We start from the raw sequence: 22,971 nt of genomic DNA, 5'->3' as shown, positions 1-22,971 counted from the left end.
CTGCGGGTTCACAGTCAGCGACCCTCCTCTGTCTTCTCGTCGGCATTCTGCTTCGCCAGGGCCTCGGCTGCCGCCTGAGCCGCTGCCGTTCCCTCGCGGCGGCTGATGACCCAGCCCTCGAGGTTGCGCTGCGGGCCTCCGGACACGGCGAGCGCGCCCGGTGGGACGTTGCGGCGCAGGACCGTGCCCGCGCCCGTGTACGCGCCGTCGCCCACGGTCACCGGGGCTACGAACATGTTGTCCGAGCCGGTGCGGCAGTGGGAACCGACGATCGTGCGGTGCTTGTTGACGCCGTCGTAGTTGACGGTGACCGAGGCCGCGCCGATGTTGCTGTGCTCGCCGATCGTGGCGTCGCCGATGTAGGACAGGTGGGGGACCTTCGAACCGGCGCCGATCTGCGAGTTCTTCGTCTCGACGAACGTGCCGATCTTGCCCTTCACGCCTAGAGACGTGCCTGGGCGGAGGTAGGCGAACGGGCCGACGGACGCGTTGTCGCCGATCACCGAGTCGCTGCCGTGGGTCCGCACGACCGAAGCGCCTTCGCCGACCGTCACGCCCGAGAGAGTCGTGTCCGGGCCGACCACCGCACGAGCGCCGACCGTCGTGCCCGCGCGGAGCTGCACGTTCGGCTCGATCAGGGCGTCCTGGCCGACGGTGACGTCCGCGTCGACCCACACCGACGCCGGGTCGACGACGCTGACGCCACCGCGCATCAGGCCCTCGACGATGCGGCGGTTCATCTCGGCGCCGACGGCCGCGAGCTGCACGCGGTCGTTGATGCCCTCGACCAGCCACCGGTCGGACGCGATCAGCGCGCCCACCCGCAGGCCGTCGCCGCGGGCGATGCCCAGCACGTCGGTCAGGTAGAGCTCGCCCTGCGCGTTGTCGGTCGACAACCGGGAGAGCCCGTCGCGCAGCACCGCCGCGTCGAACGCGTACACGCCCGAGTTGATCTCGGTGATCAGCTGTTCCGCGGAGGAGGCGTCCTTCTGCTCGACGATCCGCTGCACGGTGCCGTCGGAGTCGCGCACGATCCGGCCGTACCCGGTGGGGTTCTCCACCACGGCCGTCAGGACGGTGACCGCGTTGCCGGCGTCGCGGTGTTCGGCGAGCAGGCCCTGGAACGTCTGGGTGTCGAGCAGCGGCACGTCGCCGTAGCTGACGATCACCGTGCCGCCCAGGTCGTCCGGCAGTTCGGCGAGGCCGCACGAGACGGCGTGGCCGGTGCCCTTCTGCTCGGCCTGCACGGCGACGGTGACCTTGCGGCCCAACGCCCCGGCGAGAGTTTCCAGATGCTCAGTGACTGCTTCACGGCCGTGTCCGACGACGACGGCGAGGTGGTCGGGGTCTGTACCGGCTGCCGCGCGCACCGCGTGTTCGACGAGTGAGCGTCCGGCGATCCGATGCAGCACCTTGGGCGTGGACGACCGCATGCGGGTGCCTTCCCCGGCGGCGAGCACGACCGTGCTGACAGGGCCCTCGAGCATCAATGCTCTCCCTAACAGGCTGGGTGGTTCGAAGTCCGCCGACCAGCCTAGGCCTCCGCGGACGGCTCTCCAGCCACCGCGGCCACCTGGCAGCCACCTTGACGCTTCGCCACGTACATCGCCGAGTCCGCCCTTGACAGGGCCTGATTCGCGGATTCGCGGGGGCGCAGGGAGATCACGCCGACCGACAGCGTCACCCCTCTGGAGAGGTCGATTGGCAGGCCTGCCACGGCATCCACGGCCCGTCCGAGGGCTGCTTCGGCGGCGTGCAGAGGGGCCCCCGGCAGCAGGACGACGAACTCGTCACCGCCGTATCTGGCCACCATGTCGTCACCCCGCAGGGCCTGCCGGAGTGTGCTGGCAATCACCCGGAGGACATCATCACCCTCGGCATGTGAATGCCGGTCGTTCACGCCCTTGAAGCCGTCGAGGTCGACCAGTGCGATCGAGAACGGATCGACCTGACCGGCGATGAGCTCGCCCATCTTGTCGTCGAGCGCGCGGCGGTTCGGCAGGCCCGTCAGCGGGTCCTGCAACGCCTGCTGCGCGATCTGGCCGTGCGCGCGCGTCAGCCGTTCGTGTTCGCGGCGGGTCTGCAACGTGGCCACGCGCGACTCGCGCATCTGCCACAGCTCCAACTCCAGGGCCGCGTTGTACGCCTGCAACGCCGACGTGGTGTGCGGGCCGCAGAGGTGCGCGTACTCGCGTTCCAGCGACAGCACCAGCGACGGTTCCGACGTGTCGTGCTCCATCTGCGTGCGCGTGTCGTCGAGGACCTTCAACGCGTCGTCCAGCCGGTTCGCCTCGACCAGGCACCGGGCCAGCGCGATCGCGACGATGATCAGCTCCCGCGCGTACATCGACAGGCCGCGCAACGACCACAGCCGGTCGAGGTGGCTCTCCGCCGGGCTCGTCAGCGCGTGCGCGGCACCGAGGATCGGCACCTGCTCGGCCGCGGCGAGGTCACGCCTGCCGGGGTGCAGCGACTGCCGGAACGGCACCTCGGCGGCCTCGGCCAGCCCGGAGGCGACGAGGAACTGCTCGGCCGCGGCCTCGTGCAGGTTCACCCGTTCGAGGCGCATGCCCCAGCCGATCCGGAGCCGGGCGCGGTTGACCAGGTGCACGTAGATCTGGTGGGGCTGGCCGCTCTCGCGCAACGCGTTGTTCGCGCCCGCCAGCACGTCGTCGGCCATCTCGTAGACGCCGAGCTGGGTCAGCACCAGCGCGATGTCCTGGAACGTGTTGGCCAGCAGCTGGTCCCAGACGCGCTTGTCGAAGACCGGGTCCACGTCCGGTTCCTCGTCGAGCATCATCGCGAGTGCCGACGCGATCTCGGTCAGCGCCTTGTCCTCGGCGTTGCCCAGCAGGAACCGGCGGCCGCGCAACGCCCGTGCGTCCGCCTCCAGCACGATCAGGCCGTGGCGGCGGCAGTGCGCGAGCATCTCGTCGAGCTGCGGGTCGGACATGTCGACCAATCCCGGCGTGACCAACCGGACCACGGCAGCGGCTCTGAGCAGCTGCGCGACGATGCGGGGCTCACCGCGGCCCTGGGCCTCGGCGAGGATGTGGTCGATCTCGGAGGCCGCGTCCAGTTGTGCGGCGAGGTGGCTGCTCTGGGCCACGGCGACGAGTTCGCTCGCGCGACCCACCAGCCACGCGTCGGACATCTCGTGATGGCGGTGGCCCACGTTGCCCTGCTCGTCGACCGCTTCCTCGGGCAGCTTCGCACCTCCCAAAGACACCCTGACCTGCGCTTTCAAGGTCCTGCTCCGCCACCAGGATTCGAACCTGGACCATCTGAACCAAAATCAGAGGTGCTGCCTTTACACCATGGCGGAACGGGCGAACTCGCGCACGCCCAGGGCACATGTTGTCACGAGTGGTCCTCTTCTTGTCCAACCACCACTCCACCGGCCCAGTTCAAGATCACGGCTTGGTGCCGACTGACCTGGTCAGGAAGTCGCCCAGCGTCGTTCGATACGTGTCCGTCGCCACATTCCACCCCGAGGTGTGGTCGGCGCCCGGGATCTCCACGTACTGCAGCGGCCAGCCGAGCCCGCCCGCCGCGGTCGCGAGGTCGCGCGAGGACTGGGCGGGCACGGTCTCGTCGGCCGAGCCGTGGAACACCAGCGTCGGCGGCTTGAGCGCGGGCGGGTTGCGGACGAGGTCGAACCGGTCGAAGTCGATGTCGGCGCGCCAGCCGGACACGAGCTCGGCGATCGGCGTGAGCCACGTCGGCACGCCCCGGTTGCTCGCCTGGAGGTTCAGGGTCTGCGTCCAGTTCGTGACGGGCGAGTCGAGCACGACCCCGCTGACGGCCGCCGCGACACCGGAGCGGGCCAGCGTCTGGCCGACGATCGCGCCGCCCATCGACCAGCCGTAGAGCACGACGTTGCGCGCGCCCTGGCTCTGCGCGTACTTGATCGCGGCCTCGACGTCGCGCCACTCGGTGTCGCCGAGGTGGTAGAGGCCGTCGGGGGACGCCGGCGCGCCCTCGTCGTTGCGGTAGGTGATCAGCAGGACGGGCAGCCCGGCCTGGTGCAACTGCGGCACGACCCGCAGCCCTTCCTCGCGCTTGGCGCCGCGCCCGTGGACGTTGATGACCCAGGTGTCCTTGTTCTCGGCGGGCACGAGCCACGCGGGCATGTCGCCGAGTTCGGTGGGCACCGCGACGTCGCTGTAGACCAGGCCCAGCGCGGTCTTCGGGTTGCCCTCGTAGACGGCGGTCTCGATGCGCACCTTGGTGCCGTCCGGCGGCGCGCTGCCCTCGAGCAGCGGGCGTTCGACGCGACCGTCCCTGGTCTTCGTGATCTCGCCGATCTTGGCCTGGCCGCCCGGCCAGATCAGGCCGAGCGTGCCCTGCTGGACCGTCGAGACCGACTCGGCCAGCACGACGGTCTGGCCCTCGTGGCCGATCGCCGTGTCCGGGTACCGCCCGGTCCAGCGGTCGGGTTCGAGCAGCTCGCCGCTGTAGTACCAGCCGATGCCGCCCAGCGCGGCCGTGACCAGCACGAGCAGGGCGAGCAGCGAGATCGTGGTGATCCGGATGATCTTGCGTCTGGCCATCTTCGAATGATGCCTTTTCCACCTGGGGTATGGCGAAACGAGGGTGCCTAACCTACGCTTCCGTAAGTTACGGTTGCGTAGGTAAGTCGATCCCCTCTCACCCCCAGAGGTTCCGGATGACTTCGACTGTGAACCGGTCCACCGATCAGGGCCCCAAACCGTTGACCGACGGCCGGCGCAGTCATGCCGAGCAGTCGGGTGTGTACGTCTTCGTGATCGTGCCGTTCCTGGCGTTGCTGGCGGCCGTCCCGTTCGCCTGGGGCTGGGGCCTCGGCTGGGTCGACGTCGGGCTCTTCGTCGCCTTCTACTACCTCACCGGCCTCGGCGTGACGATCGGCTACCACCGCTACTTCACGCACGGCTCGTTCAAGGCCAAGCGCCCGTTGAAGATCGTGCTGGCGATCGCGGGCTCGATGGCGTTGCAGGGCCCGGTGATCGACTGGGTCGCGGACCACCGGCGGCACCACGCGTTCTCCGACCGCGAGGGCGACCCGCACTCGCCGTGGCTGTTCGGCAGCGGCCCGGCTGCCCTGGCCAAGGGCTTCTGGCACGCGCACACGGGGTGGCTGTTCGAGCGCGACAAGACCAACCACAAGAGGTTCGCGCCCGACCTGATGGCCGACGACGACCTGGTGCGCATCGACCGGCTGTTCTGGGTGTGGACGGTCATCTCACTGCTCGCGCCCGCTGTGCTGGGCGGCCTGCTGACGTGGTCGCTGTGGGGTGCCGTGACCGCGTTCTTCTGGGCGGGCCTGGTGCGCGTGGCGTTCCTGCACCACCTGACGTGGTCGGTGAACTCGATCTGCCACATGGTGGGCGAACGGCCGTTCGCCGCGCGGGACCGTTCCGCGAACGTCTGGGCGTTGGCGATCTTGAGCTTCGGCGAGTCGTGGCACAACCTGCACCACGCCGACCCGACGTCCGCGCGGCACGGCGTCCAGCGCGGCCAGCTCGACATCTCGGCCCGCCTGATCTGGTTGTTCGAGAAGTTCGGCTGGGCGTGGCACGTCCGCTGGCCGAGTGAACAGCGCTTGGCCAGGATCACCGCGCGGGAGTGAGCTTTGTAGGCTGACTCGGTGACCAGGGTGAGGATGACGGGCAAGGAACGCCGCGAGCAGCTCCTCGACGTCTCCCGCTCCTTGTTCGCCGAGAAGGGCTTCGACGCGACCTCGGTCGAGGAGATCGCGCACCGCGCGAGCGTGTCCAAGCCCGTCGTCTACGAGCACTTCGGCGGCAAGGAAGGCATCTACGCCGTCGTGGTCGACCGCGAGATGCAGCGCCTGATGGACCAGATCATGACGGCCCTCGAAGGCGGCTCGCACCCGCGTGAGCTGCTCGAACAGGCCGCGTGCGCGTTGCTCGACTACATCGAGGGCTCGACGGACGGGTTCCGCATCCTGGTGCGCGACTCGCCCGTCGCGTCGTCCTCGGGGACCTTCTCCTCGTTGATCAACGACATCGCGTCGCAGGTGGAGCACATCCTCGCGGTGCACTTCGCGCGCCAGGGCTACGACCGCAAGCTGGCCCCGCTGTACGCGCAGGCGTTGGTGGGCATGGTCGCGCTGACCGGGCAGTGGTGGCTGGAGGTGCGCAAGCCGAAGAAGGACGAGGTGGCCGCGCACCTCGTCAACCTCGCCTGGAAGGGCCTGTCCGCGATGGACCACAAGCCGAAGCTGCGCTTTTCGTCGTAGTGCAGCTGCACTCGTTTTGTCGTCATGCGTTGTGCAAATTGCCAAATGCGTGCACGCAGTGAAACGGCGTGGGTACGCCTCAGCGATGAGTCCCTTGGAGTCCGGCGTCCGAGCCGTTCGTCGAGGGGTCGAACGGCTCGGACGCGCTAGACCGTTCCGCTGAGCTTCAGCAGCTTGTCGTCGGTGCCGTTGGACGTCGTGATGTACAGCGACCCGTCCGGCGCCGTGCGGGCCGCCCTGAGCCGTCCGTACCTGTCGTTGAGCTCGTCGGGGATCGCGACGTTCTGCACCTTGCCTGCTTCGTCGAGCGTGAACAGCAGCAGCTTCGAGCCCTTGAGCGCCGTGATGGCCAACTTGCCGTTCCAGAACGCGGCCTGGCAGATCGCCTCCGTGGGCGACCCGGACGACCACACCGCCGGCACCGCGTCGGGGAACCGCTGCAGGTCCGTCATCGGCACGTCCTCGTCGTACCGGCTCTGCGTGCCGCCCTTGGACGGGTCCCACCCGAAGTTGGCGCCCTTCTGCAGCAGGTTGACCTCGTCGTCGACGTCGGGCCCGTGCTCGCTGGAGAAGATCTGGTCCGTCCCGGGCCGGAACACCACACCCTGCACGTTGCGATGCCCGAAGCTGTAGATCCGCCGCTCGTTGGCGTTGGTCGAGCCGGCGAACGGGTTGTCCTTGGCGCCCTCACCGGTCTCGGGGTCGATCCGCAACACCTTGCCGCCGAGGCTGGTGCGGTCCTGCGGGTTGCGGGCCTGGGCGATGTCGCCGGTCGCGATGAACATGGTGCCGTCGGGGGCGAGCGTCGGCCGGCAACCGGAGTGCCTGCCGCTCGGGTTGGACGGCATGCCCGTGAGCAGGTCTTTTGTCTTGGTGGCCTTGGTGCCGTCGAGCTTGAACGTGGTCAGCCGGACGTCTTGTGCCGTGTTGTAGCAGACGGTGAAGCGCTGGTTGTCCGGGTGGATCACCAGGCCCATGAGGCCGCCTTCGCCTCTGACCTGGACGTCCTTGAGGTCGGCTTCGATTGGTGTGACCTGGCCGTCTTTGACGAGCTTGATGCGGCCTGGGCGTTCGGTGACCAGCATTCCGCCGTCCGGGAGGAAGCCGATGTCCCAGGCGTGCTGGAACCCTCCGGCCACTTCCTCGACCTGCAGGCCTCGTGGGGCCGGGGCCTTCGACGGGGCGGTGCCGCCTGGTTCCGGCGATGAACAGGCCGCCAGGCCTAGGGCCAACCCTGCTGCAACTAGTGCGCGCATGTCTTAACTATGCGTTTTGCGTCGTGGAGGTTCCGTAAGGCCGTTCGGGAGGGAGGAGTTCGCGGGCGCCTTCCAAGTCTTGTGCGCGGACTTTTGCGTGGATCTCGCGAGCCAGGTCAGTCACGTCGGTGATGCTCACGGTCCAGTCGCGGACGTAGCGGTGGGCGGCTTCGCCGGTCAGGCCGATCTGGATGGACCTGATGGGGAGCGCCTCGTGGTTGAGGCCGCGTTCCGGGTCCCATTGGACGCGCACCTGGGGTTTGCCCGGGATCCGGCTGCTCACCGCGTTGTCGACCGCCCAGTCGAAGCCCTCGCGGGTGATGCGGATGGCGAGGACGCGTTCCTGGCCTTCCTTGGTGGCGTAGCCGCAGCGGTACATCATCCAGAGGAAGGACGGCTTGATCCACGTCATCCTGGTCATCTTGAACGGCGGGACGAAGCGTTGGGCCTCGAGCGCGGGGTCGGCGATGGCCGGGGAGTAGGCCTGGTAGACCACGATGGACTGATCGTCGTAGTCAGCCCTGATTTCTTTCATGTTGGTCAGGGTGGCTGGCGGGGGTTGGGTGTTGCCAGTGGTTTTGGGGTTGAGTCCCTGGGATTCCGGTCGCCTTGCGAGGGTGGTCCCGTTGGGTCGAGACGTTTGAAGTGGGTTGCGATTGGGGCTTGACCTTGAGCCTCTAGCTGGATGCTGATCGGCCTCAAAGGCCGGGGTGAAAGCGCCCCGGCCGGACCGGACATGGTGGCGTCCAGCCCCTCAAGGTCAAGCCCCAATCGCCATGAACGGCGGAACCGGCTCACCGGTTTGAATCAGCCCGTTCGGGCTCGCCTTCGGCTTCGCCACGCCAGGTCTCGCAGGTGGTGGGGCTTGCGTTGGTGGCTGTCCGGTTGGGTGCGCGCGCCGGGCCAAGACGGTGGTCGGCTTGCGTTGGCGAGTGCGGTTGGGTGCGTGGCCGGAGCCGTGCTCGAGCCACCCGATAAGGGGTCGCGGAACGAGCTAAGGTGGGTGGTGAGACCCCTCGTCCCAGGCAGGGGTCTGTCTGGCGTCTCCCACGACCGGGGTTTCTCACATGCCGCTGCTCGGCCTGCTCGATGGTGTCCTGCCCGACAAAGCCCTCCGCACGTTGATCGACTCGGCCGGTGTGCCCGAGTTGGAGCTCGACGGGCCGCTGGCTGCCCGGCCGCTGGTTGCGGCCGCGCTGTCCACTGCGCGGCCGGTGTTGGCTGTCACGGCCACCGGGCGTGAGGCGGAGGAGCTGACGAGTGTCCTGAAGGACCTGATCGGTCAGGACAAGGTCGCGTTCTTCCCCAGTTGGGAGACGTTGCCGCACGAGCGGTTGAGTCCGCGGGCCGACACGGTGGGGGCGCGGCTGCAGATTCTGCGGCGCCTCAAGCACCCCGAGGGAAATCCCATTCGGGTGCTGGTCACGACGGTGCGGAGTCTCATCCAGCCGATGGCGCCCGGGCTGGGTGATTTGAGGCCCGTGCACCTGAAGGTCGGGGAGGAGCAGGACTTCGTCGAGCTCGTCACTCGGCTCGCGGAGAACGCCTACAGCCGCGTCGACATGGTCGAGAAGCGTGGTGAGTACGCCACGCGCGGTGGGATTTTGGACATCTTTCCGCCCACGGCCGAGCACCCTTACCGCGTCGAGTTCTGGGGCGACGAAGTCAGCGAGATTCGGCCGTTCTCCGTGCAGGACCAGCGGTCGCTGCCCGAAGAGGTGCAGGAGTTCGTGGCGCCGCCGTGCCGTGAGCTGTTGCTGACCGAGGACGTGAAGCACCGCGCGGCGGCGTTGGCTGAGGAGCACCAGTCGGACGCTCACCTCGCTGAGATGCTGGAGAAGATCTCCGGTGGCATCGCGGTCGAGGGCATGGAAGCGCTCATTCCCGCGCTGTGTCCCGGCGAACTCCAGTTGCTGACCGATGTCGTGGAACCCGGCACCCACGTGCTGCTCAACGATCCGGAGAAGATCCGGGCTCGGGCTGCGGACCTGGTGCGGACCGGGCAGGAGTTCCTCGAGGCGTCGTGGATGGCGGCGGCCGGAGGTGGGAAGGCGCCGATCGATCTCGGACGCAGTGCGTACCAGGGCATCGGCGAGATCGCCGAGCTGGCCAAGGGCAACGACCGTCCCTGGTGGACGCTCAGCCAGCTCACCACGGACTCCAAGGACGTGGTGCACCTCGACGTCAAGCCCGTCGAGGCGTATCAGGGGGATGTCGAACGGGCCTTCGCCGACCTGAAGGCGCACACGGCCACCGGTGGTGCGGCTGTGCTCGTGGTGCCCGGTGCGGGGACGGCGCAGCGTGCTGAGGAGCGGCTCAAGGAGGCCGAGGTCGCCGCGGTCTGCGTCGAAAGCCTCGACGTGGCACCCAAGAGCGGCATGGTCACCGTCGTGCGGGGTGCGCTCGAAGACGGGTTCGTGCTGCCCGATCTGGCGCTGGTGGTGCTCACCGAGACGGACCTGACCGGTGGGCGCGGCGGTACGTCCACGAAGGACATGCGCAAGATGCCGTCCAAGCGGCGCAACGCGGTGGACCCGCTGGCGCTCAAGGCCGGCGACTTCGTGGTGCACGAGCAGCACGGCATCGGCAAGTACGTGGAGATGGTGCAGCGCACGGTCGCGGGCGCCACCCGCGAGTACCTGGTGCTGGAGTACGCGAGCAGCAAGCGCGGGCAGCCGGGGGACCGGTTGTTCGTGCCGACGGACCAGCTCGACGAGGTCAGCCGGTACGTCGGTGGCGAGCTGCCGACGCTGAACAAGCTCGGCGGCAGCGACTGGAAGAACACGAAGTCCAAGGCGCGCAAGGCGGTCAAGCAGATCGCGGCCGAACTCGTGCAGCTCTACGCGGCTCGCCAAAGCGCACCCGGACACGCCTTCGCCAGTGACACGCCGTGGCAGCGGGAGCTGGAGGACGCGTTCGCGTTCACCGAGACGCAGGACCAGATGGCCGCGATCGACGAGGTCAAGGCCGACATGGAACGCGGCGTCCCGATGGACCGCGTCATCTGCGGTGACGTCGGCTACGGCAAGACGGAGATCGCGGTTCGCGCCGCGTTCAAGGCCGTGCAGGACGGCAAGCAGGTCGCGGTGCTGGTGCCGACGACGCTGCTCGCCCAGCAGCACCTCAACACGTTCGCCGAACGCATGCGCCAGTTCCCGGTGAACGTCAAGGGGCTCAGCCGGTTCACCGACGCGCAGGAGTCCGAGCAGACGGTCGCGGGCCTCGCGGACGGCGAGGTCGACATCGTCATCGGCACGCACCGGCTGCTGCAGAAGTCCGTGCGGTACAAGGACCTCGGCCTCGTGATCGTCGACGAGGAGCAGCGCTTCGGCGTCGAGCACAAGGAGCACATCAAGGCGCTCCGCACGCACGTCGACGTGCTCACGATGTCCGCGACGCCGATCCCGCGCACGCTGGAGATGTCGCTCGCGGGCATCCGCGAGATGTCCACGATCCTGACCCCGCCGGAGGAACGGCACCCGATCCTCACCTACGTCGGCGCGTACGACGACAAGCAGGTCGGTGCCGCGATCCGCCGCGAACTGCTGCGCGACGGCCAGGTCTTCTTCGTGCACAACAGGGTCTCGTCCATCGAGAAGGCCGCGCGGCGCATCCGCGAGCTGGTGCCGGAGGCACGCGTCGTCACCGCGCACGGCCAGATGAACGAGGACAAGCTCGAGAAGATCATCCAGGGCTTCTGGGAACGCGAGTTCGACGTCCTCGTCTGCACCACGATCGTCGAGACCGGCCTCGACATCTCCAACGCCAACACGCTGATCGTCGAACGCGGCGACCTGCTCGGCCTCGCCCAGCTGCACCAGCTGCGCGGCCGTGTCGGCCGTGGTCGCGAGCGCGGGTACGCGTACTTCCTGTACCCGTCCGAGTCGCCGCTGACCGAGACCGCGCACGACCGGCTCGCGACGATCGCGCAGAACACCGAACTCGGCGCCGGCATGGCCGTCGCGATGAAGGACCTGGAGATCCGCGGCGCCGGCAACATCCTCGGCGCCGAGCAGTCCGGGCACATCGCGGGCGTCGGCTTCGACCTCTACGTCCGGCTGGTCGGCGAGGCCGTCGAGGCGTTCCGCAAGCACGCCGGGGCGGAGAGCGCCGAGGAAGAGGAGCTCGCCGAGGTGCGGGTCGACCTCCCCGTCGACGCGCACATCCCGCACGAGTACGTACCGGGCGAGCGACTGCGGCTCGAGGCCTACCGCAAGATCGCGGCCGCGTCGGACGAGCAGGCGTTGACGTCCGTCTGGGAAGAGTTGAAAGACCGGTACGGCACCCCGCCCGAGCCCGTCGAACGGCTGCTCGGCGTCGCCCGGCTGCGGCACGCCTGCCGCCGGCACGGGGTCACCGAGGTCATCGCGATGGGCCAGAACCTGCGGTTCGCGAAGCTCGAACTGCTGGACTCGCAGCTGGTCAGGCTGCGTCGGCTGTTCCCGAAGGCGGTCTACAAGCAGGCGATGGGAACGGTCACCGTGCCCCGTCCGACCGAGGGTGCGGCAGGCGGCCGAATGGGTGCACCGCAGCTGCGCGACCAGGAGCTGTTGGACTGGTGCAGTGCGTTCCTCGACTCACTCGCGGGGACTCCCGTGACCCCGGTCACCAAGGCGTGAGAGGGTAGGTCCTCGTGAGCACTGTTCTGAAGCGTTTCTCGCTGGTCGGTGTTGCCGTGGCGCTCCTCGCCACCGGTTGTGGCACCGGGCCTGCCAAGGCCGGTTCGGCCGCGATCGTCGGTGGCGAGACGATCGGGCTGCAGACCGTCCAGGACCGCACCGTGAAGGTGCTCAAGAAGGAGCCTGCCGCCCAGCAGATGCAGGACCAGGGCAAGCTGGACCAGGTGTCGAAGCTCGTGCTGGCCGACGAGATCACCCACCAGATCGCGGCCGCTGCGGCGCAGCGCGAGAACATCACGGTCGACGAGACCAAGGTGTACGACGCGATCAGGGAGAAGGGTGGCCCCGAGGCCGCCGCGAAGCAGAGCGAGCACGACGAGACCACGATCTACCGCCGTCAGCGCGACGTGCTGGTGATGGGTGAGCTCGCCCGCCGCAACCTCTCCACGCTCCAGGTCGAGATCGACTTCTTCCAGGTCCAAGACCCGAAGGAGGCCAAGGAGAAGGCCGCCGAGGTCGCCGCGGACGCCTCGAAGATGTCGCGGTTCGTCCAGGAGGCCCCGCGCACCGCCGGTGGTCAGCAGGCTTCGGGCACGAACCAGAAGGTCCGCGTCACCGAGAACCCGTCGCTGGTCCACACGATGCTGTGGGGCGTGAAGCCCGGCACCGTCGTCGCCTTCCCGGCCGACGAGCAGCAGTCGAGCTGGATGGTCGCGCTGGTCAAGCAGCGCAGCCAGGTCGCGCCGACGCCCGGCGAGGAGGACCTCGTCGAGCGCATCGACCCGCAGCTGCTCGCGGCGTTCGGCCTGCGGATCGCGCAGTTCCTGACCGCGGACACGAACATCGAGGTCAACCCCCGCTACGGCGTGTGGGACCCGACCAACGCGCAGGTCGTCGGCAACGTCGGCGAGCGCGGCGGGTACGTCGGTGTGAGCACGACCCAGAACAAGTCTTGATCACCGTCGTCGTCCTCAGCGAGCGGCTCGGAGCCGTGCTGCCCGCTGCCGCCCTGCCCGCGTTGCGCACGGCCAAGGCCGTCTACGCGGGCGAGGGCGTGCCCCTGGAGTCCTGGGGCGAACTAGGCGTGGACGGGCTCGCACCGGCCGTGCTGGAGGACGGGACGGTGGTGATCACGACGGACGCGTCGCCGTACCCGGACGCTGCCGTGATCACGACGCCGGAGCCGGTGGGCGCGGGCCTGCTCGACGCGGCCGCCGTCATGCACCGGCTGCGGTCGCCGGGTGGATGCCCGTGGGACGCCGAGCAGACGCACGACTCGTTGCGGCAGTACCTGGTCGAGGAGACCTTCGAGCTGCTGGAAGCCATCGAGGACGGCGACCGCGCGGCGATGCGCGAGGAGCTCGGCGACGTGCTGCTCCAGGTGCTCTTCCACGCCCGCGTCGCCGCCGAGGACGCCGACGACCCGTTCGACATCGACGCGGTGTCGGCCGAACTGGTCGCGAAGCTCGTCGGCAGGCACCCGCACGTCTTCGAGGGCAACGACCCCGCCGTGACGGACGCGACCTCGCAGCAGCACCGCTGGGAGGAGCTCAAGCAGGTCGAGAAGAAGCGCGAGTCCAGTGTGGACGGTGTGGCCCTCGGCCAGCCGGCCGTGGCGCTCGCCGCGAAGCTGGTGCAGCGCACCAAACGCGCGGGCTTCCCCGTCGACCTGCTGCCGGAGGGTGACGACACGGGCACGACGTTGTTCGCCGTGACCGCTTTGTCCAAGCTCGCGGGTGAGGACCCGGAGACGGAACTGCGACAGGTTTCTCGCCGTTTCGCCGCGAACGTCCGGGAAGCCGAAGCCAAGGCACGGGCCGAAGGTCTTGAATCTCTTGCCGCGGAGGACTGGCGGCGTTTTTTGCCCTCCTGAAACGGTGAGTCTGGGCTAACGTCGATCTCGTGACTTACCTGCGGTATCCGCATCTGCGCGGTGACTTGGTGACGTTCGTGGCCGAGGACGACGTGTGGCTCGCGCCCGTCGACGGAGGAAGGGCCTGGCGCGCGTCCGCTGATCAGGTGCCCGCCCGCACGCCCCGGTTCTCGCCGGACGGCACGCAACTGGCGTGGGCCAGCGTGATCGACGGTGCTCCCGAGGTGCGCGTGGCCCCTGTGGACGGTGGCCCGGCCCGCCGATTGACGCACTGGGGCGTGGCCCGCTCGGCCGTGTCCGGGTGGACGCCGGACGGGCGAGTGCTGGCGGTGACGACGACCGGCACCATGTCGCGCAACCGCAAGAGAGCGCACGCCGTTCCGCTGGACGGCGGACCGTCGGAGGTGCTGCCGTACGGGTGGGTCAACGACGTCTCGTTCGGACCCGACGGCCAGGTCGTCACGTCCTCCAGCTACCTCCAGGAACCGTCGGCGTGGAAGCGGTACCGCGGTGGCACGGCGGGCAAGCTGTGGGTGGACCTCTCCGGTTCCGGCGAGTTCGAGCGCATCCTTCCCGAGCTGAAGTCGACGCTCTCCAACCCGATGTGGGTCGACGGCCGGATCGCGTTCCTGTCCGATCACGAGGGCGTCGGCAGCCTGTACTCCGTGCAGCCGGACGGCACCGACCTGCGCCGCCACTCCTCCGGGGAGTTCTACGCGCGCAACGCCTCCAGCGACGGCTCGCGGGTGATCTTCCACCAGGCGGGCGAACTGTGGTTGCTCGAAGGCCTTTCCGAACTGCGCAAGCTCGACATCAAGCTCGGCGGGCCGCGCACCGGCCTGCAACCCCGTCACATCAAGGCTTCCGGCAACGTCGAGTCGTTCAGCGTCGACCACACCGGCCGGGCGTCGGCGGTCGAGGTGCGCGGTTCGGTGCACTGGGTGACGCATCGCGACGGCCCTGTGCGCGCGCTGGCCGACCGTTCCGACGTGCGCGCCCGGCTGCCGAAGGTGCTCGGCGAGACCGGGCAGGTGGTGTGGGTGACGGACGTCGACGGCGAGGAAGCCCTGGAGATCGCGCCCGTCGGTGGCGTGGAACCGGGCAACACCGCGCGCCGCATCGCTTCCGGCGCGCTGGGTCGCGTGATGTCGCTGGCCGCCGCACCGGACGGCTCGCGCGTCGCCGTCGCCACGCACGACGGCCGGTTGTTGTTGGTGGACTCAGCTTCCGGTGAAGTGCGCGAGGTCGTGTCCGGTGCCAACGCGCACATCACGAACCTCGCGTTCTCGCCCGACTCCTCGTGGCTCGCGTGGTCGCACCCCGGCCCGTCGTCGTTGCGGCACATCAAGATGGTGAACGCGGCGGATCTGTCCGTTGTGGACGCGACGCCGCTGCGGTTCGCCGACTTCGCGCCGACGTTCACCGAGGACGGCAAGTACCTCGCGTTCCTGTCGGTCAGGACGTTCGACCCGATCTACGACGCGCACGTGTTCGACCTGTCGTTCCCGACCGGCTGCCGCCCGTACCTCGTGCCGCTGGCCGCGACCACGCCGTCGCCGTTCGCACCGATGCACGGCGGCCGCCCGGTCGGCGACGAGGACAAGGACTCCGAGGACGACGACGAGAAGACCCCGGTGACGAAGGTCGACCTCGAAGGCCTCGCCGACCGCGTCGTGCCGGTGCCCGTCGTGGCCGCGGACTACGCGTCGTTGCGCGCGGCGAAGGGCGGCCTGCTGTGGCTGCGCCGCCCGTTGCTCGGCGTGCTGGGCGACAACCTGGCGTCGCCCGAGGCCCGTCCGCCGCGGACCGTGCTGGAGCGCTTCGACTTCACGAAGACCAAGACCGAGGTGCTGGCGGACAGCGCGGAAGCGTTTGCGGTGTCCGGCGACGGCAAGCGGATCGTCGTCGAGGACCGCGGCGACCTGCGCGTCGTGCCGTCGGACAGCAAGGCGGACGAGGACTCGGCCGACTACGTCGAGATCGACCTCGCGCGGCTGCGGGTCGTGGTCGACCCCGCGCTGGAGTGGGCGCAGATGTACGCCGAGAACGGCCGCCTGATGCGCGACCACTTCTGGCGCACCGACATGGGCGGCGTCGACTGGCAGGGCGAACTGGACCGCTACCGGCCGCTGGTGGCCGAGGTGGGCAGCCACGACGACCTCGTGGACCTCTTGTGGGAGGTCCAGGGCGAACTGGGCACCTCGCACGCCTACGTCTGGGGTTCTGCGCCTTCCGTGCCCGCGTCGCGCCGTCAGGGGTTGCTCGGGGCTGATCTGGCTCGCGTTGGTGACTCGTGGGTCGTTGAGCGCGTGATCCCCGGTGAGACGTCCGACCCGCACGCGCGTTCGCCTCTGTGTGCGCCTGGGGTGGCCGTGCGCGCGGGGGACGTTCTAGTGGCCGTGGATGGTCGTCCTGTTGGGCTGGCCGGGCCCGGGGCGTTGTTGGTCGGGACTGCGGGGAAGCCCGTTGAACTGACCGTGCGTCCTGGTGGTGGTGGCGAGCTGCGTCGGGTCGTTGTGGTGCCATTGGCTGACGAAGAGCCTTTGCGCTATCACGACTGGGTCGCTGGGCGCCGTGCGTTCACGCACGAAGCTTCCGGTGGCCGGGTGGGGTACCTGCACGTTCCCGACATGATGGGCGCTGGCTGGGCTCAGCTGCACCGCGACCTGCGGGTGGAGTTGTCGCGCGAGGCTCTGGTGCTGGACGTTCGGGAGAACGGCGGCGGCCACACCTCGCAGCTGGTGATCGAGAAGCTCGGCCGCAAGGTGATCGGCTGGTCCGTTGCCCGCGGGTACACGGCCTCCGAGTCGTACCCGCAGGACGCGCCTCGTGGGCCCGTTGTCGCGGTGGCGGACGAGTTCGCCGGTTCGGACGGGGACATCGTCAACGTGGCGATCAAAGAGCTCGGTATCGGGCCGGTGGTCGGGGTTCGGACCTGGGGTGGCGTCATCGGCATCGACATGATGTTCACGCTGGTCGACGGCACGATGGTCACCCAACCGAGGTACGCCTCGTACTTCACCGGCCACGGGTGGGGGGTCGAAAACTACGGTGTCGACCCGGACGTCGAGGTGGTCATGACGCCTGCCGACCGCGTTTCCGGCCGTGACCCGCAGCTGGAGAAGGCCGTTTCGTTGGCCCTGGAAACCCTTTCATCTTCACCCGCCGCTCACGCTCCGGAGTTGCCGCCGTTGTCGTGAACACCCCATCGTGTGACTAAAGAACTGTGACGGACTGTTCCATGTGGACGATCAACCAGATGGAACAGTCGTCACCGTTCGGGGGTGTGCTGGGATGAGTCACCGTGAAGAGCCGCGCAGTGGGCGTGGATGCTTCGGGGCAGTGGTCGTCGTGCCGTTTCTGGCTTTGGGCGGCATGTTCGCGTTGATCGCGTTCACTGGTGGGGCTGGTGAGGCTCCTCTGGCTGCGCCGCCTTCTGTTCGGCCCACTTCGTCTTGGTGGACCGAACCCTTTGAGACTGCTGGGTCTTTGTCCACCGTTACCGAGACTGTGGTGGTGGAGGGGGCGGCTCGGGAGGTTCGGGCTGCTGCTCGGGTTTCCACGGTTACTCGGGTTGTTGGTGGGGTTGCGGTTACCGAGACCGTTCGGGTTCCGGTTTCCGGGGGCAAGCCATCTGCTACTGGGCGGAATGAGCCTGGTGAGGTTGAGCCTGAGGCTCCGGCCGAGTCCTCTTCTGTTGTGGTTACTACCTCTTCGGCCGTTGAGTCCAGTGTGGAGCCTGCTCCGCCTGCGGAGACTCTGCCTGAGGTTCCTGTTGAGAGTCCTGTTGGGACTCCGGTTGAGACTCCTGCGGTTACTCCTCCTGTTACGCCGCCGGTTGAGGTGCCGCCTTCTACGCCTCGGGCTGAGGAGCCTGTGGTGCCGCCGGTTACCACTACCCCGCCTTGCGATCGGGCTGAGCCGCCTGTTGACGAGGAACCGCCTGTTTCGTCCCCTGCTGAGGAAACCTCCACGTCCTCCGCGCCCTTGGCAGGGGTTTGAGAGGAGGGGGCTGGGACCGACTTTCCGCCCGGTCCCAGCCTCCTCTTGTTTGAGTCGCCTGGTCCGTAGCGTTCCCCTGTTGTGTGCGGCGGGTTCGCCTTGCGTGCGTTCCCTGGGGCTCTGCCCCAGACCCCGGCAATCTGATCAGGGGGCCAGCGCCGCTCGTGGGTTGATGGCACGCCTGTTTGTGTTGGGCGGCTGCCTGTTGCGTTGTTGGTTGCGTTGGCGGTGGGGTCCCATCACAAGTCGCACCAAGAGCGGGCCACATGAGGGGAGGGGTGTCAAACCGCCGAAAAGCGTGGCGGTTTGACACCCCTCCCCTCATGCAGCAAGAGCTGTGGTGCGACTCGTGATGGGACCCCACCGCCGAAGCCTCTTGGCTAAGGGCAAAAGCAAAGCCAAGAGCACCTCGGCTTCGCCGTCGGGTCGGCTCGCCTTCGGCTTCGCGTGCTACTGCGGGATGCTTGCCCTTGCGTAGGCGTCGGCTCCGCTGAACACGTTTTGGCCGTACTCCACCGAGTTGTTGTACGCCAGCACTGCCTGCCACCAGCCTTGGCCCGTGCCCAGGTCCCTTGCGCCGCCTCCGCAGAGGTAGCGGGCTGCGGTCAGGGCCGCGTCGTCGATGTTCTGCGGGTCTGCTGGTAGGCCGTCGCCCGCTGCGCGCTTCGCCCAGCGGTTCCAGGTGCCCGGGATGAACTGCATCGGGCCCACGGCCCTGTCCCACGTCGTGTCGCCGTCCAGGCGGCCGCCGTCGGTGTCGCGGATTGCTTTGACACCTGGGCTGCCGTCCAGCGGGATGCCGATGATCGGGCGGGACGGTAGGCCGTTGTCCTGGAGCTTGGCGCCGTTGATGTTGCCGTGGTGCGACTCGATTCGGCCGATGCCTGCCAGGGTGGCCCAGCTGATTCGGCACGCTGGGGCCTCTTGTTGCATGGCCAGGTCTGCTGACGCGTAGGCGTGCAGGGCGCGGACCGGGATGTCGGTTTTGGAGGCGACGCGCGCTGCCCACTCGCCCAGTGGGTTCGCGGTTTCGGTGGTGCCTGGGGAGGCTGCGCTGCCTGGGGCCGCGGCGCCTGGTTCTACCTCTTGGATCGGGACCAGGAACGGGGGTGGGCCCAGTGGGGCGGCCTCTCGGCGGTTCAGGGCGCCCAGGCCCCAGGCGCCTGCGGCTACCACGACTATCAGCAGCAGCACCAGGATGATGCGGCCGATGATGTTGCCTGAACGGTTGCGGCGGGCGGGTTCCTGGACTGCGGGCGGCGGGACCACGGCACCCAGGCTACGTGCTTGTCGAGGCGGGCGACGGGGTGAACCGTGATGCAACCGGCACTGTTGGCGGCTGGACAATCAGGTGAGGCTTACCTTAAATGAGGCCGACCTAATTGTGGAGGCGTCCGGATGTTGTTTGCCAATGGGCTGATCGGGCTGCGCGAGGGGCTTGAGGCCGCGCTCGTTGTCAGCATCCTGATCGCATTCTTGGTCAAAACGGACAGAAGGTACGCGCTCAAGTGGGTTTGGGTCGGCGTTGCCACTGCTGTGGTGTTGTCCGTGGCGGCCGGGGCGATCATTACGTTCAGTGCTGCCGGGATGACGTTTGAGCAGCAAGAGGCGTTCGGCGGGACGATGTCGATCATCGCGGTCGCGTTCGTCACGGGAATGATCTTCTGGATGCGCAAGGCGGCCAAGACGATTGCCGCGGAGTTGCGCGGCAAGATGGATGAAGCGTTGCAAATCGGACCTTTTGCCATCATTCTCGTGTCCCTTTTGTCGGTTGGCCGTGAAGGGTTGGAGACGGCGGTCTTCTTCTATTCCAGCGTGCAGGCTGCCGGGGGTGGAACAACGCAGCCGTTGATCGGATTCGTGGCGGGCATCGCGGTTGCTGTGGCCATCGCCGCACTTCTGTACCAGGGTGCGATCCGGTTCGATCTTGGAAAGTTCTTCACGATCACCGGGGTGCTGCTCGTCTTCGTGGCGGCCGGGGTGCTCAGCTACGGGATTCACGACCTGCAGGAGGCCGCGATCCTGCCCGGGCTCAACACGCTGGCGTTCGACATCAGCGACGTGCTGCCCGAGGACTCCTGGTACGGCGCGCTGCTCAAGGGCTTCTTCAACTACTCGCAGCGGACGTCCGTGCTGCAGGCCATCGCGTGGGTCGCCTACGTGGTGGTGGTCCTGTCCCTGTTCCTCATCCGGCCGCGCCGTCGCGTCGCCGTGGCCAACTGATCACTGGAGTAACCGTGCGCAAGGCAGCAGTCATCCTGGGCTCTCTCGCGGTGCTGGCGGCGTGCAGCAACGGCGGCACGACCGACAGCGCGAGCGGCAGCATCGCGGTCGAGGCGAGTGACGACGCGTGCAAGGTGGCCAAGACCGAGGCCGCCACCGGCAACGTCACGTTCGAGGTGACCAACAAGGGCACCAAGGTGACCGAGTTCTACCTCTACGCCGAGGGCGACCGGATCCTCGGCGAGGTCGAGAACATCGGGCCCGGGCTCAGCCGGAAGCTGATCGTCGAGGTCACCGAGTCCGGCAAGCTCCAGACCGCGTGCAAGCCCGGCATGAAGGGCGACGGCATCCGCGGCGACTTCACGGTCACCGGTGACGCCAAGAAGTCGACCGACGGCAACGCGTTGCTGGCCGAGGCGACCAAGAGCTACCAGCGCTACGTGAGTTCGCAGGCCGACCAGCTGCTGGTGAAGACCGAGGAGTTCGTCAACGCCGTCAAGGCCAAGAAGGTCGACGACGCCAAGGCGCTCTTCCCCGTCTCGCGCCTCTACTGGGAACGCATCGAGCCCGTCGCGGAGAGCTTCGGCGACCTCGACCCCAAGATCGACGGCCGCGAGGACGTCATCGAGGAGGGCATGGCGTTCACCGGCTACCACCGGCTCGAGAAGGACCTGTGGGAGTCCGGGCTCCAGGCCGACTCCGACAAGATCGCGGACGACCTGCTGACGAACGTCAAGGAGATCGTCTCCAAGGCGAAGTCCGTCGAGCTCACGCCCGTGCAGCTCGCGAACGGTGCCAAGGAGCTGCTCGACGAGGTCGCCACCGGCAAGATCACCGGCGAGGAGGACCGCTACTCGCACACCGACCTGTGGGACTTCCGCGCCAACGTCGACGGTTCGCAGGCCGCGATCGCCGCGCTGCGCCCGGCCGTGGAGCAGAAGGACAAGGCGCTCGTGTCCACTTTGGACGACAAGTTCAAGGCGCTGGACGAGGCGTTGGAGAAGCACCGCAAGGGTGACGGGTTCAAGCTCTACACCGAGCTGACGCAGGACGAGATCAAGGCGCTGGCCGAGGCCGTCGACGCACTGGGCGAGCCGGTCAGCAAGGTCGCGGAAGTGGTGTCCGCCAAGTGACCGAAGGGGTTCCCCGGCGTCGGCTGCTCGGGTTCGCGGGCGCCGGGGTGGCGCTCGCGGGCGCGGGCGCCGCCGCCGGTGTGTTCGCGTCGCGCGAGTCGACGGCGGTGGAGAACGTCGCGGCGGCCAAGGTGCCGTTCCGCGGTGAGATCCAGGCCGGCATCACCACGCCCGCGCAGGACCACATGCACTTCGTGGCGCTCGACGTGAAGACGAAGAGCCGTGCTGAGCTGGTGGCGTTGCTCAAGGAGTGGACTGTTGCCGCGGAGCGGATGACGGCGGGGCAGGAGGCCGCGGAGAACGGTGCGGTCGGCGGTAACGTCGAGGCGCCGCCCAAGGACACCGGTGAGGCGCTGGACCTGCCGGCGTCCGCGTTGACGATCACCATCGGCTTCGGGCCGTCGTTGTTCGACGACCGGTTCGGGCTCAAGGACCAGCGGCCGGAGCGGTTGATCGACCTGCCGCGGTTCCCCAAGGACGACCTCGACCCGGCCCGCAGCAACGGTGACCTGTGTATCCAGGCCTGTGCGAACGATCCGCAGGTGGCGGTGCACGCGATCCGGAACCTGGTGCGGATCGGGTTCGGCAAGGTCGCGGTGCGCTGGTCGCAGCTCGGCTTCGGCCGCACGTCGTCGACCACGCGCGACCAGGCCACGCCGCGCAACATGTTCGGGTTCAAGGACGGCACCCGCAACATCAAGGCCGAGGACACCGATCACCTGCGCAACCACGTCTGGGTGGCGAAGGAGGACGGGCCGGAGTGGCTGGTCGGCGGCACGTATCTGGTGTCGCGCCGGATCCGGATGCACATCGAGATCTGGGACCGCACGTCGCTGGTCGAGCAGGAGCAGATCGTCGGCCGCACCAAGGGCGAAGGCGCGCCGCTCGGGCAGGCCAAGGAGTTCGACGAACCCGACCTGCACGTCAAGGGCGCGGGCGGAGTGCCGTTGATCAACGACATCGCGCACATCCGGCTCGCCTCGCCGGAGTCGTTGAACGGTGCCAGGATCCTGCGCCGCGGTTACAACTTCACCGACGGCTCGGACGGTCTCGGGCACCTCGACGCCGGGCTGTTCTTCGTGGCGTTCAACCGGGACAGCCGCACCCAGTTCGTCCCGATGCAGCAGGCGCTGTCCACAAAGGACGACATGATGGAGTACGTGGAGCACACCGGCTCCGGGCACTTCGCGGTCCCGCCGGGGGTCAAGGAGGGCGGGTTCTGGGGAGACACGCTCTTCGGCGCGAGCTAGTTCCCCAGGGCCAGCCGGGCTTTGACCTCTCCGAGCGCTTCCTGGTACTCCGGTGACGGGTGCATCGCGACCGCCATCCGGAGCTGGGCGAGCGCCTCGGGCAGGCGCCCCTGCCGTTGCAACGTCTTGCCGAGCGCGAACCGCGCGTAGTGGTCACTCGGATCGAGGTCGAGCACCTTGCGGAACGCCTCTTCAGCCCTGTTGAGCTGCGCCGATCCGAGGTAGGCCCGGCCGGCCAGCAGTTGCACGGACGGCGCCTCGCCGGCCTCGTCCAGCACCTGCCTCAGTTCGCGCAGCGCGTCGAGAGGCCTGCGCTGCGCCATCAACGCCTCGGCCTTCCGAAACGCTTCGAAGGTGCCGTCCGTCATTCG

The 22,971-nt window shown here is 68.3% G+C and carries 16 protein-coding genes and 1 tRNA gene; 9 read left to right on the top strand and 8 right to left on the bottom strand.

Annotated elements, in window-relative coordinates; all coding sequences use genetic code 11:
* Nucleotides 1–14 precede the first annotated feature (14 nt).
* The 4 genes from glmU to JNUCC0626_RS29285 form a co-directional block, all read right to left on the bottom strand.
* Entirely contained in the window at nt 15–1,487 is a 1,473-nt protein-coding gene (glmU, locus tag JNUCC0626_RS29300; protein WP_394613965.1) for a bifunctional UDP-N-acetylglucosamine diphosphorylase/glucosamine-1-phosphate N-acetyltransferase GlmU, read from the bottom strand.
* Nucleotides 1,488–1,534: 47 nt separating this feature from the next.
* Nucleotides 1,535–3,247 (bottom strand): GGDEF domain-containing protein, encoded by a 1,713-nt coding sequence (locus tag JNUCC0626_RS29295; protein WP_394613964.1) that lies wholly within the window; start codon nt 3,245–3,247, stop codon nt 1,535–1,537.
* Between the two features lie 7 nt (nt 3,248–3,254).
* A tRNA-Gln gene (locus JNUCC0626_RS29290) sits at nt 3,255–3,325 on the bottom strand.
* An 88-nt stretch (nt 3,326–3,413) separates the two neighbouring features.
* Nucleotides 3,414–4,553 (bottom strand): alpha/beta hydrolase family protein, encoded by a 1,140-nt coding sequence (locus tag JNUCC0626_RS29285; RefSeq protein WP_394613963.1) that lies wholly within the window; start codon nt 4,551–4,553, stop codon nt 3,414–3,416.
* A 116-nt stretch (nt 4,554–4,669) separates the two neighbouring features.
* On the opposite strand from JNUCC0626_RS29285, the gene JNUCC0626_RS29280 reads away from it, so the two are divergent.
* Both JNUCC0626_RS29280 and JNUCC0626_RS29275 read left to right on the top strand, forming a co-directional pair.
* On the top strand, nt 4,670–5,611 hold the full coding sequence (locus JNUCC0626_RS29280; RefSeq protein WP_394613962.1) for an acyl-CoA desaturase: 942 nt from the start codon (nt 4,670–4,672) through the stop codon (nt 5,609–5,611).
* Between the two features lie 33 nt (nt 5,612–5,644).
* Entirely contained in the window at nt 5,645–6,244 is a 600-nt protein-coding gene (locus JNUCC0626_RS29275; protein ID WP_394622125.1) for a TetR family transcriptional regulator, read from the top strand.
* A 146-nt stretch (nt 6,245–6,390) separates the two neighbouring features.
* Here the strand turns inward: JNUCC0626_RS29275 and JNUCC0626_RS29270 are convergent, their stop codons facing one another.
* Nucleotides 6,391–7,500, bottom strand: coding sequence for a PQQ-dependent sugar dehydrogenase (locus JNUCC0626_RS29270; RefSeq protein ID WP_394613961.1), 1,110 nt, complete (start codon nt 7,498–7,500; stop codon nt 6,391–6,393).
* 7 nt (nt 7,501–7,507) lie between these two features.
* The gene (locus JNUCC0626_RS29265; protein ID WP_394613960.1) at nt 7,508–8,035 is read right to left on the bottom strand and encodes a DUF4291 domain-containing protein; all 528 of its coding nucleotides are present in this window, start codon (nt 8,033–8,035) and stop codon (nt 7,508–7,510) included.
* Between the two features lie 532 nt (nt 8,036–8,567).
* Here JNUCC0626_RS29265 and mfd point away from each other — a divergent pair.
* Genes mfd through JNUCC0626_RS29245 form a run of 4 tightly spaced genes read left to right on the top strand, consistent with a single transcriptional unit; the run spans nt 8,568 to nt 17,192 of the window.
* Entirely contained in the window at nt 8,568–12,119 is a 3,552-nt protein-coding gene (mfd, locus tag JNUCC0626_RS29260; protein ID WP_394613959.1) for a transcription-repair coupling factor, read from the top strand.
* Nucleotides 12,120–12,133: 14 nt separating this feature from the next.
* Nucleotides 12,134–13,075 (top strand): hypothetical protein, encoded by a 942-nt coding sequence (locus tag JNUCC0626_RS29255; protein ID WP_394613958.1) that lies wholly within the window; start codon nt 12,134–12,136, stop codon nt 13,073–13,075.
* Nucleotides 13,072–13,992 (top strand): MazG family protein, encoded by a 921-nt coding sequence (locus JNUCC0626_RS29250; RefSeq protein WP_394613957.1) that lies wholly within the window; start codon nt 13,072–13,074, stop codon nt 13,990–13,992. Before JNUCC0626_RS29255 ends, JNUCC0626_RS29250 begins: the two co-directional genes overlap by 4 nt.
* Nucleotides 13,993–14,021: 29 nt before the next feature.
* Nucleotides 14,022–17,192, top strand: a complete 3,171-nt coding sequence (locus JNUCC0626_RS29245; protein ID WP_394613956.1) for a S41 family peptidase — start codon at nt 14,022–14,024, stop codon at nt 17,190–17,192.
* Nucleotides 17,193–18,444: 1,252 nt separating this feature from the next.
* On the opposite strand, the gene JNUCC0626_RS29240 is transcribed toward JNUCC0626_RS29245, so the two are convergent.
* Nucleotides 18,445–19,263: a lytic murein transglycosylase gene (locus JNUCC0626_RS29240; RefSeq protein WP_394613955.1), complete on the bottom strand. Its 819-nt coding sequence runs from the start codon at nt 19,261–19,263 to the stop codon at nt 18,445–18,447.
* A 129-nt stretch (nt 19,264–19,392) separates the two neighbouring features.
* Here JNUCC0626_RS29240 and efeU point away from each other — a divergent pair, with 129 nt between their 5' ends.
* From efeU to efeB, 3 genes are read left to right on the top strand one after another with little or no spacing between them, the layout of a single operon-like run.
* Complete coding sequence (gene efeU, locus JNUCC0626_RS29235) at nt 19,393–20,217, top strand: iron uptake transporter permease EfeU (RefSeq protein WP_394613954.1); 825 nt, start codon at nt 19,393–19,395, stop codon at nt 20,215–20,217.
* Between the two features lie 14 nt (nt 20,218–20,231).
* A complete protein-coding gene (gene efeO, locus JNUCC0626_RS29230; RefSeq protein WP_394613953.1) occupies nt 20,232–21,350 on the top strand; it encodes an iron uptake system protein EfeO in 1,119 nt (372 codons plus the stop codon).
* Entirely contained in the window at nt 21,347–22,600 is a 1,254-nt protein-coding gene (efeB, locus tag JNUCC0626_RS29225) for an iron uptake transporter deferrochelatase/peroxidase subunit (protein WP_394613952.1), read from the top strand. Before efeO ends, efeB begins: the two co-directional genes overlap by 4 nt.
* Here the strand turns inward: efeB and JNUCC0626_RS29220 are convergent.
* A complete protein-coding gene (locus JNUCC0626_RS29220) occupies nt 22,597–22,968 on the bottom strand; it encodes a tetratricopeptide repeat protein (protein WP_191305703.1) in 372 nt (123 codons plus the stop codon). The genes efeB and JNUCC0626_RS29220 overlap by 4 nt on opposite strands.
* Nucleotides 22,969–22,971 lie beyond the last annotated feature (3 nt).

The sequence above is a fragment of the Lentzea sp. JNUCC 0626 genome, from assembly GCF_043632865.1.
In the GTDB taxonomy this organism is placed as follows: Bacteria; Actinomycetota; Actinomycetes; order Mycobacteriales; family Pseudonocardiaceae; genus Lentzea.
The sequence above is the reverse complement of the archived record's forward strand: the minus strand, read 5'-3'. Positions and strand labels throughout refer to the sequence as shown.

Bases quoted from the DNA above. Each gene is read 5' to 3' on its own strand.
- glmU (WP_394613965.1), bottom strand. From the start codon at position 1,487: ATGCTCGAGGGCCCTGTCAGCACGGTCGTGCTCGCCGCCGGGGAAGGC.
- JNUCC0626_RS29285 (WP_394613963.1), bottom strand. From the start codon at position 4,553: ATGGCCAGACGCAAGATCATCCGGATCACCACGATCTCGCTGCTCGCC.
- JNUCC0626_RS29280 (WP_394613962.1), top strand. From the start codon at position 4,670: ATGACTTCGACTGTGAACCGGTCCACCGATCAGGGCCCCAAACCGTTG.
- JNUCC0626_RS29275 (WP_394622125.1), top strand. From the start codon at position 5,645: ATGACGGGCAAGGAACGCCGCGAGCAGCTCCTCGACGTCTCCCGCTCC.
- JNUCC0626_RS29270 (WP_394613961.1), bottom strand. From the start codon at position 7,500: ATGCGCGCACTAGTTGCAGCAGGGTTGGCCCTAGGCCTGGCGGCCTGT.
- JNUCC0626_RS29265 (WP_394613960.1), bottom strand. From the start codon at position 8,035: ATGAAAGAAATCAGGGCTGACTACGACGATCAGTCCATCGTGGTCTAC.
- mfd (WP_394613959.1), top strand. From the start codon at position 8,568: ATGCCGCTGCTCGGCCTGCTCGATGGTGTCCTGCCCGACAAAGCCCTC.
- efeU (WP_394613954.1), top strand. From the start codon at position 19,393: ATGTTGTTTGCCAATGGGCTGATCGGGCTGCGCGAGGGGCTTGAGGCC.
- JNUCC0626_RS29220 (WP_191305703.1), bottom strand. From the start codon at position 22,968: ATGACGGACGGCACCTTCGAAGCGTTTCGGAAGGCCGAGGCGTTGATG.